Below are 8,532 nucleotides of genomic sequence, written 5' to 3' on the forward strand. Positions count from 1 at the left end.
GGCCGGAACGGGGAAACAATCAGGGCGTGTAGACGATCGCCATGCGGGTGATGACGCCGAGCTCGGTGGCGACCGCGACCATGGCCCGCTTGTTGAGCGCGAACCACGCGGCGAACTGTTTGCCCGTCATGGGACACGTGCCCCCCTTCTCCGGGGCGTCCATACACACGTCCCCCTGGGCGTCCTCCCACGTGAAGTAGGCGACGTCGTCGGCGAGCGGGACGGTGACCTTCGTATGGCTCTCCTCCGTGATGTACGCCAGGTGCGTACACCGGCCGTCCGATCGATCGATCTTGAATGCCCGGCAGTACGCGTCGCTGGTCATGAAGAGGATCGGTTCCACGACGGCGGATGCGTTCGCCGGGTCGTAGGAGTGCAGCGTCACCACCGACGTGGTGCTGCCCTGGGTGAGGTCGGCGAATCGGGGCTGCGGCGCGGTCGCCCCGCTCGACGGCGTACCCGTGGGGGTTCCCGGCGGGTCGCTCGCGGGCCCGCCGGGGCGCGCGACGGCCGACGGTGACGCGGTGGTCGCGGAGGAGGCGTCCGGCGAGCCGGTGCCGCATCCGCCGACCACCACGACCAACAGCAACGCGGCGAGCAGCTTGCGTCTCACAGCTTCGTGACCTCTACCCGGGCGAACGCGGCGCGGGCGTCGCCGCTGATCACGTCATCGATGACACCGAATGTCACCCGTCCGGCCGTCAGGGACGGCGGCCCGAGCGCGGTGGTGATCAGTGGCGCATCGTCGACCTCGACGGTCGCCTTGTCGCCCTGCACGACGACTCCCACCCGGCGTGCATGCCCCAGGACGGCTCCGGCGACTGCGGCCCGCGCCTCCTGGGTGACACCGTCGTCGGTGTCCACGCCCAGTCGGACCTCGGTCTCGCAGAGCGACACCAGGTAGGCGTTCGCACCGGCCGCCCGGAACCAGATCGCCGCACACGCTCCCGGGGTGAGGACCGTCGCGTCGACGGTGACGGTCTGATCCTTGAAGGAGTCCTGCGGACCGTGGCAGCGGTACACCGGCGACATCCCGGTCCGGGCCTCGAGCCGCCCGTCGCCGAAGACGCACCGGCCCTCGGCCTCGTTGCGGCTGTCCGTCCACTGGCCGGGCCGGTCCAGCCGGTCGATGATCGCCGGGCGTCCCACAACCCGGCTCGACGACGAGGTCGGCCCCGAGGTGTCCGCGCCAACCGTCGAGTGGGGAGCGCCGCTCTGCCCATCCCTCAGCCCGGGCAGCAGGTTGGCGGCGATGACCCCGGTCACGCCCAGCGCCAGTACTGCCACACCGGCCAGGACCGTTCGCCGTACCCGATCCGGCCGCCGGCCGCCGAAGCCGAACCTGCTGGTCCGCCGGGCCGCCGTCGCTGCTTGGAGCAACTCCGGGCGGATCAGCTTGGTCTTCACGTCGGTATCGAGGTCCAGCAGCAGGTCGAGCAGTTCGTGCGCGGTGGGCCGCTCCGTCGGATCCTTGGCCAGCGTGCGGGCCACCACCTCGCGCAGCCGGTCCGGCAACCCGGACAGCTCCGGCGGCTGGGTCAGGATCCGGGCCGCGGTCGCCGCGGGCGAATCGGCCCGGAACGGGGTACGCCCGGTGCCGGCGTAGGTGACGACCGCGCCCCAGGCGAACAAAGCCCGCGCCCGGCCGGAAACGATTAATCTTCACCGATACCTTCGGACTTCTGGTCACCGTCTGGGTCTTGGTAGGACCGCGACGGCGCCAAGGGCGCCCTGCTCGCCACTTACGCGGCGACGCCGATCTGGCATGTCTTTGCCGACTCCGGCTTCGCGACTACGAAACCCACCGCGCAACGTCAGAGGCCATGATCCGATGGGCCGCCATCGGTGGCATGCTCCGCCGTCTCGCCCGAGGCGAACCCGCCACCCGTCAACAACACCTCACACTTCAACACACCCGACTGACGGCGATGTGAAACGCGCTCTTACACCAACGCCAGCGGCACAGCCTGCCCGGTTTGGACGGCGTGAGCCGACAAGACCCTTGCTGAAGACAGTAAGCCTTGAGCCGACTCCTCAAGAATCATGATCTTGCATTCGGCAAAGCTTCCGAATCAGTCAGGGTTTGACGGGTATCAGACAGTATTCGGTGACGATCTGTTAGGACGTCCCCCCGCAGTGTATAAATAAGCCTGCTATCGCTTACGCGCCTAACCGTACGCGCTGCACATGTTTTAGATACTCCACCATTTGCGATCACACTGCGCCTTGCCACCTCCACTAACCCATACCTAAGATTTAGTGTCGCGATGAAGGGGCGTTCCGCTCGTGGTATCCGATAAGGACAACTTGGGCACTGAAGGCTTACAGGTGGAAGAGAAGTCGCCTAGCATTAGCAGAACGACCCCGAGCGACCGACCGAATGACGGTCATTTTTGGCGTCGTCAGGCCTTATGGCTCGTGCCCGCCCTGGTCGCATGCATTGCTGGCACCGTCGCACTTGCAGCAACTAAGAATGGCGTAAACCTGGCCACCATACTTGCTGTACCGATCGGCGCCTCGGGCGTAATGGTCGGTATCTTGGCTCTCAACTTATCCTCGCGCCAAAGGAAGGCAACGGCCGAAACGGCGGATCCGTATCCCGATCAGCCTAGGCAACGACGATACGCATGGGAGAAATGGGCGTCGGCAGCTCTCTCAATTGTGCTTATCTGTAGCGGCGCAGTGATGGCAATCGTCTTTACGGACGAAGATCCGGATTTGGCGGGACCCAATGCCGAAGAATACCTCACTGGAATAGTAGAAGTCGGCATCAACGGCGAGTATCCCGGCTGGAGCTACGGCGATGATCCCTCAGGGTACAACGGATTTGACGTAGCGCTAGCAAGATGGCTCGGAGACAAGTTCGACTTCGAACCGAAGTTCAGAAAGGTAGATCCCGCCAGTAGACTGCCCATGATCGAGCAAGGCGCGGTGAAGCTAGTCGTTTCAAATTTCTCCATCAATTCCAATGCATTAGCTAAGATTGACATGGCCGGTCCGTACTATCAGGACGAGTCCGCGATCTGGATGAACTTCGAGAAGCGGTACCTTATTGGAAACACCCCACACCGTGCCTGCGTAGCCAGGAACACGACCAATGCAGACAAGCTGGCGAATTCGAAGTTTTACGATCCCGACGAGCGGAGTTCGCTTGCCGACTGCCTAAGTGACTTCTTCAACCCCAGCAACGATGTTGCGTTGATGGTGTCCGACAAATCAATTCTCGAAGCCTACCGAGGCAGCACCAGTGTTCCTGTGACCGTCTTCGACGGTACAGGGGCGGACGTGATGCTGGGAGGAACGGAAAATTATGGAATCGGCTTTCCGAACGGATACGTCGAGTTGTGCAAAGACCTGAGTGACGCCATCGACGAATTCATTGAAACTCAGTGGAGTTCCGTCTTCGACGAGAATTTACGGTCCCGTGGAGTCTCGACCCAAGGGCATCGGCCGTCAGGAACAAGCTCCGCTAATTGCAAGAGCTAATGTGATTTTAGAGTCAGCCTGGTTCACCGACGACGAGTTACTCACGACCATGCCGCGTGGCGGACACTTCGCCGCCCACGAGCAGCCGGAACTCCTCGCCAACGACCTCACCGAGTTCTTCCGCGAACTGCGCTGACCGAGCGGTTGCGCTGGGCTTGGTGCCGCAGCGGCAGCACGGCGGCCGGGGGCGTGGCGTCGGCGACGTAGGAAACGAGACCCGCGGACCGAGGAACGCAACCAGCCACCGCTGACCACACGCCTGACGGGCCGCTCCCAGATAGAGTTTCGACCGCGCAGCTCATCGATCGCTGTTAACCGATCTGTCGCTCTCGGTGCATCCACTTCCACATCTCCCTCGTACCATTGACCGGGCACGCCCGACTGTCAGCTTAAGAACTGTCGATCTCCGACAACCCACAGGCTTGCCGGACTGATCTCGGCAGTCTCACCTGGGCTTGGTCGGCCCCGCGTTGTCCTCGCGCAATGGCACAGCGGCTGCGTACTAGGCTTCCCGTGTCGCCGATGACGGACCCTGCCAGGGTGCGTTACAGGCCGAGTGCCGCCCTGGTGAGCACCAGGGGTTCGGTCACGCTCCGGAGATCAGACCGTGCGAACCGAATTCCAAGGCGCCCGCAACCTCGCCGGCCCCTGTCAGCCCGAACCGGTCTAGTCGACAAGCGCTGGCAGCATCTCCAGCCTCCCGCCGGGTTTCGATCAGGTGCCATAACGCGTTGGTGATGCCGCGGTCGATGGCCTGCCGGTACACGGCCTCGGCACCGGCCGTATCCCCGTCCTTTTCCCGCAGATAGGCCAGGTCCCGCATCGCCTCGGTGTTGCCACGGTCGATGGCCTGCCGGTACAGAGCCTCGGCACCGGCCGTGTCCCCGTCCTTCCTCCGCAGCTTGGCCAGGTCCCGCATCGCCTCGGTGTTGCCGCGGTCGATGGCCTGCCGGTACAGAGCCTCGGCACCGGCCGTATCCCCGTCCTTCCTCCGCAGCTTGGCCAGGCCCCGCAACGCCTCGGTGTTGCCACGGTCGATGGCCTGCCGGTACAGAGCCTCGACATCGGCGGTGTCCCCGTCCTTCCTCCGCAGCTTGGCCAGGTCCCGCAACGCGTCGGTGTCGCCGCGGTCGGCGGCCTGCCGCAGCAGGGCGTCCTCGCCGGCGGTGTCCCCGTTCTCCCTCCGGAGCTTGGCCAGGTCCCGCATCGCCTCGGTGTTGCCACGGTCGATGGCCTGCCGGTACAGGGCCTCGACATCGGGGGTAGCCGGAGTCCACATCACCCACCGCAGGTCGGCCAGCCGTCGCAACACGTCTGGGTCTCCGCGGTCGGCGGCCTGCCGGTACACGGCCTGGACGCCTGGGGCGTCTCCTGCCGAACACCGCAGGTAGGCCAGTTCCTCCGGCGCGAATCGGTCGCCGCGGTCGACGGCCTGTTGCAGCAGGGCGTCGGCGCCGGCCACATCCCAGGCCCGCCGGCGTAGTTCGGCCAGACGGCGTAGCCCGGTGGTTTCTCCGCGTTCGGCAGCCCGCTCGTACAGGGCCTTGGCGCCAGCCTCATCCCCCGCCAGATACCGCTCTTCGGCCATCTGCCGCAGCTGGAATGGGTCGCCGCGGTCAGCGGCCTGTTGCAGCAGAGCATCGGCTCCGGCCTCGTCCCCGACCCGCCTCCGCATCCTGGCCAGGTTAGACAACGCAGTGATGTTGCCGTGGTCGGCGGCTCGGCTGTACAGCCAGATCGCGTGCTGGTACCGGCCCCGGGCCCTAGCCTGCTCGCCAAGTTGCCACAAAAGACCGGGATCGATGACGGTGGTAGTGAACGCGGTCCACAAACTGTCGGGTGGGTAGACTCCGACGCGTTCGCTGCGGCCCACCTGTTCGAGGTAATCGGCGAGCCGGTAGCACGGCTGCCCACCGCCAGGGAGCGGTTCACCTGGGCGGGCGCGGATGCGGGTCAGGGGCCCGCGGGCGCCCCTGCACGGCTGGGCGGTGTAGGCAAGGGCCTGTTCCAGCCAGTCCTCGCCAAGCGTGTCCCAGCCGTGATCGTCGAGATAACCCGGTGCGGCCTGCTCTAGTAGCGCGTGCGGCAGGGCGAGGGGGTGGCCGAGCCGGCGGGCGTCCATCGCCACCTGGATGACCGCCCGGGCGGCCGGCGGTGCCATGCGGTACCGGTCTTCCAGCTCGGGCGCGCCGGCCAGGTATTGGGTGATCCGGCCGTCCTCGGCGTGGGCGGCAGCCTGCCGCAACCGGGGATCCGCCTCCGATCCGTCCAGTCCGGCGAACTCGTCGGGGGTGAACACATCCGGGACGGTGATCGCGGTACCGGCCAACAGGTCCCGGGCCGGCGCATAGGGGTCCCGTTCACCAGCATCAGGCCGAGTGGTCAATGCCGTCCAGTCCTGCGGCCACAGGGTGGCCAGCACCAGCACCGGCCGCCGATCCGGGTCCTGGTGCAACAGGGTGCGCAGCCCTGCGGCGATCCGCTCGCCCAGGTGCACATCGGCAGGCGCGAGGTAGAACTGGGCCTCGTTCAGCCACACGATCGTGTGCGGGCCGGCCTGGCCGATCGCGGCCGCTGCCGCCTCCGGCGGGGTCGGATCATACGGGTGCCACAACCGCCACCGACCGGGCTGCGCGCGCTCAATATGCCTGACGAGTTCCCAGCAGGCGCGGGTCTTTCCGGTGGACGACCCGCCTACCAGCGTCACCAGCCGAGATCGTCCGTCGCCGAACATCCGGTCCGCAGTCTCCCGCAACCGCCTGTCGTGGGGACGCAGCACATATCCGGGCAACGCGGTGACCGGGCCCGTGCCGGGCACCTGGATCGCCGGGTGCACCCCCAGCACGAGGGGGTCGCAGTCGTCGATCGGGCGGCCCAGCCGGTGCCGCGACCGGGGGATCGCGACACTCTGCCCGCTGTCGTCGCGATTGGCCTGGCGCTGCTGCACGGCGTTGTGGTGAAGGTCCAGCCACCACGACAGCGGATGCTGCTGGTGGCCGCTGGTGCGGGTGGCGCGGGGCTGGAGGTAGCCGACCAGGAAACGCACGACGGCGGGATCCGCTGGCACCGCCTTGCCGCCAAACCAGTCACTCAGCCGCTGGCGGCTGATCTGTATCGGCGGCTGCTGCGCGGCGGCCTGCCGCACCAGCGTGGCGTAGGAGACGGCGTCGGCGGTCGCTTGCCGCAACGCTGCCAGCGCGGCGAACAACTGCTCGGCGGCCGGTGACAGATTCTCGGTCATCGCCTGCCACCGTCCGGGTCCGGGCGGTATCCGGACCCGGACCGGACCGGACACTTCGTTACCGATGGTGAGCTGGCCACGGTCAGACCGTAGCCGACACCGGCTCGGCGGACACCCACCGGACATCCGAGAACCGAAGGACACCACCCGCCCAACCCGGCCAGGGAGTCCTCAATGTCCACCGCGCTCGCACTGATCCACGACGGAGCTCTCGCCGCCGGCATCGGCACCGTGCTTTACACGGCCACCGTCACCACCGCGGCCCTCACCGCACTGCTCGCCCCCACCCCGCAACGACGACGCGACGCCCGCACCGTCCTCACCATCCTGCTCCGCAACCGCCGCACCGACGACGACCGGTCCCGCTGAGCAGTGCCGGGCGATGCGCTGGAACGCTCGCGACAACGCGGCCCACCAATCGCACGTCGACGCGGTCCGGGGCATGCAGCCACAGCCCTCGGAGCACGCCGACGCCCTCCATGACGATCAAACCGAGATCGACCTCCGCTGGGCGCAGGCCGGGAGGCACGTGTACGAAGGCCCAGCCGTCGTCGGGAGACACCGGCTCGAGGCGTACGCCGCGCAGCACGGTCGGCGGCAGTGGCGCGTTGAGCAGGTTGATCCCCAGGCGCACCCGGTCCCGGGCAGCCGACATTCCGCGCCTCAGCGGCTGCATCGGGACGGCATGGTGGGCCTGCGCCTCAAGCATTCCTTCCCGCACCGCACGGTCAACTCCCGGAAGCTCGGGTCGCCGCCGAGGTCGGTGCGCACCACGGCGAACGCGTCGTACGCCACCGCCAGCTCACCCAGCAGCGCCCCGTACGACCAGTTGTCGGTGACGGCGTGATGGATGGCGAGCACGAAGACCCGGTCCCGGTCGTCCACCGTGATCAGCAGGGCCCGGACCAGAGGGCCGTCGGCCAGCGGAAACGGCCGAGCCGCCTCCTCGTCCGGCACGCCGCGAAGCGATCAGGACTTTGGTCCCGTGCGAGTCGGGTGGTTCGACCCGGGCGGCAAAGCGGCGACCGGAGCAGAGTCAGAGGCGGAAGAAGCAGCTGAGGAGGAACGATGACCACCATCGACCGGAGTCGCGCAGCGCACCTCGAGCACGTCGAGGCACCCGGGGCCATGCTCACCAAGACCGCGGCCCGGGCTCTCGCCGTGCTGCGAATCTCCACCGGGTTCGTCTTTCTGTGGGCGTTCCTGGACAAGACCTTCGGTCTCGGCTACGCGACACCTGCCGCGAAGTCGTGGATCAACGGCGGGTCACCGACCAAGGGCTTCCTGGCCAATGTCGAGGTGGGCCCGTTGCAGGGCTTCTTCCACAGCATCGCCGGCGACGCCTGGGCCAACTGGGCATTCATGCTCGGCCTGCTCGGTATCGGCCTCGCGCTCATCCTCGGCATTGGTATGCGCCTGGCCGCAACGGCGGCCGGCGTCATGATGGCCATGATGTGGGCAGCCGAATGGCCCCTCGCCCAGCACACCAGCGCGGGCAAGCCGAGCGGCTCCACCAACCCGGTCACCGACTACCACTTCGTCTACGCGATCGGCGCCCTCGTGCTCGCCCTGACCTACGCCGGGCACACCTGGGGCCTGGGCCGGCAGTGGGCCAAGCTGCCCTTCGTGCAGAAGAACCGCTGGCTGATCTGACCGAGGCGATCCCGTCTGCCCGACCGGTGCACCGGTCGGGCATGGTCGTGTCCACAGCACCGGCAGTCCGTGCGCCGCTTCACTCTTGTCGGCGCAAGCTGGTGTCGCGATCGCCGAACAGATCGTGGCCCTCGTCGTGATTCAGAGGCTGA

General features: G+C 67.1%; 8 protein-coding genes. 4 read left to right on the plus strand and 4 right to left on the minus strand.

The features are described from left to right. Window positions 1-19: 19 nt before the first annotated feature. Both ACQP0N_RS21780 and ACQP0N_RS21785 read right to left on the minus strand, forming a co-directional pair. Entirely contained in the window at window positions 20-613 is a 594-nt protein-coding gene (locus ACQP0N_RS21780) for a hypothetical protein (protein WP_433113670.1), read from the minus strand. Then, window positions 610-1,632 (minus strand): hypothetical protein, encoded by a 1,023-nt coding sequence (locus tag ACQP0N_RS21785; RefSeq protein WP_433113672.1) that lies wholly within the window; start codon window positions 1,630-1,632, stop codon window positions 610-612. Before ACQP0N_RS21785 ends, ACQP0N_RS21780 begins: the two co-directional genes overlap by 4 nt. A gap of 696 nt (window positions 1,633-2,328) precedes the next feature. On the opposite strand from ACQP0N_RS21785, the gene ACQP0N_RS21790 reads away from it, so the two are divergent. Further along, the gene (locus tag ACQP0N_RS21790) at window positions 2,329-3,486 is read left to right on the plus strand and encodes a transporter substrate-binding domain-containing protein (protein WP_433113674.1); all 1,158 of its coding nucleotides are present in this window, start codon (window positions 2,329-2,331) and stop codon (window positions 3,484-3,486) included. A 1-nt stretch (window position 3,487) separates the two neighbouring features. After that, window positions 3,488-3,622 carry a hypothetical protein gene (locus ACQP0N_RS21795; RefSeq protein ID WP_433113676.1) on the plus strand — a complete coding sequence of 45 codons (135 nt, stop codon included), beginning with the start codon at window positions 3,488-3,490 and terminating at the stop codon, window positions 3,620-3,622. Between the two features lie 450 nt (window positions 3,623-4,072). Here the strand turns inward: ACQP0N_RS21795 and ACQP0N_RS21800 are convergent, their stop codons facing one another. Further along, window positions 4,073-6,727, minus strand: a complete 2,655-nt coding sequence (locus ACQP0N_RS21800; protein WP_433113677.1) for a hypothetical protein — start codon at window positions 6,725-6,727, stop codon at window positions 4,073-4,075. 174 nt (window positions 6,728-6,901) lie between these two features. On the opposite strand from ACQP0N_RS21800, the gene ACQP0N_RS21805 reads away from it, so the two are divergent. Then, on the plus strand, window positions 6,902-7,096 hold the full coding sequence (locus ACQP0N_RS21805; protein WP_433113679.1) for a hypothetical protein: 195 nt from the start codon (window positions 6,902-6,904) through the stop codon (window positions 7,094-7,096). 294 nt (window positions 7,097-7,390) lie between these two features. Here ACQP0N_RS21805 and ACQP0N_RS21810 read toward each other — a convergent pair whose 3' ends face one another. Then, complete coding sequence (locus tag ACQP0N_RS21810) at window positions 7,391-7,684, minus strand: condensation domain-containing protein (RefSeq protein ID WP_433113681.1); 294 nt, start codon at window positions 7,682-7,684, stop codon at window positions 7,391-7,393. A 111-nt stretch (window positions 7,685-7,795) separates the two neighbouring features. Here ACQP0N_RS21810 and ACQP0N_RS21815 point away from each other — a divergent pair, with 111 nt between their 5' ends. After that, complete coding sequence (locus ACQP0N_RS21815) at window positions 7,796-8,380, plus strand: hypothetical protein (protein WP_433113683.1); 585 nt, start codon at window positions 7,796-7,798, stop codon at window positions 8,378-8,380. The last annotated feature ends 152 nt before the right edge of the window (window positions 8,381-8,532 follow it).

The organism is Micromonospora sp. CA-246542, assembly GCF_050942905.1.
GTDB lineage: Bacteria > Actinomycetota > Actinomycetes > Mycobacteriales > Micromonosporaceae > Micromonospora.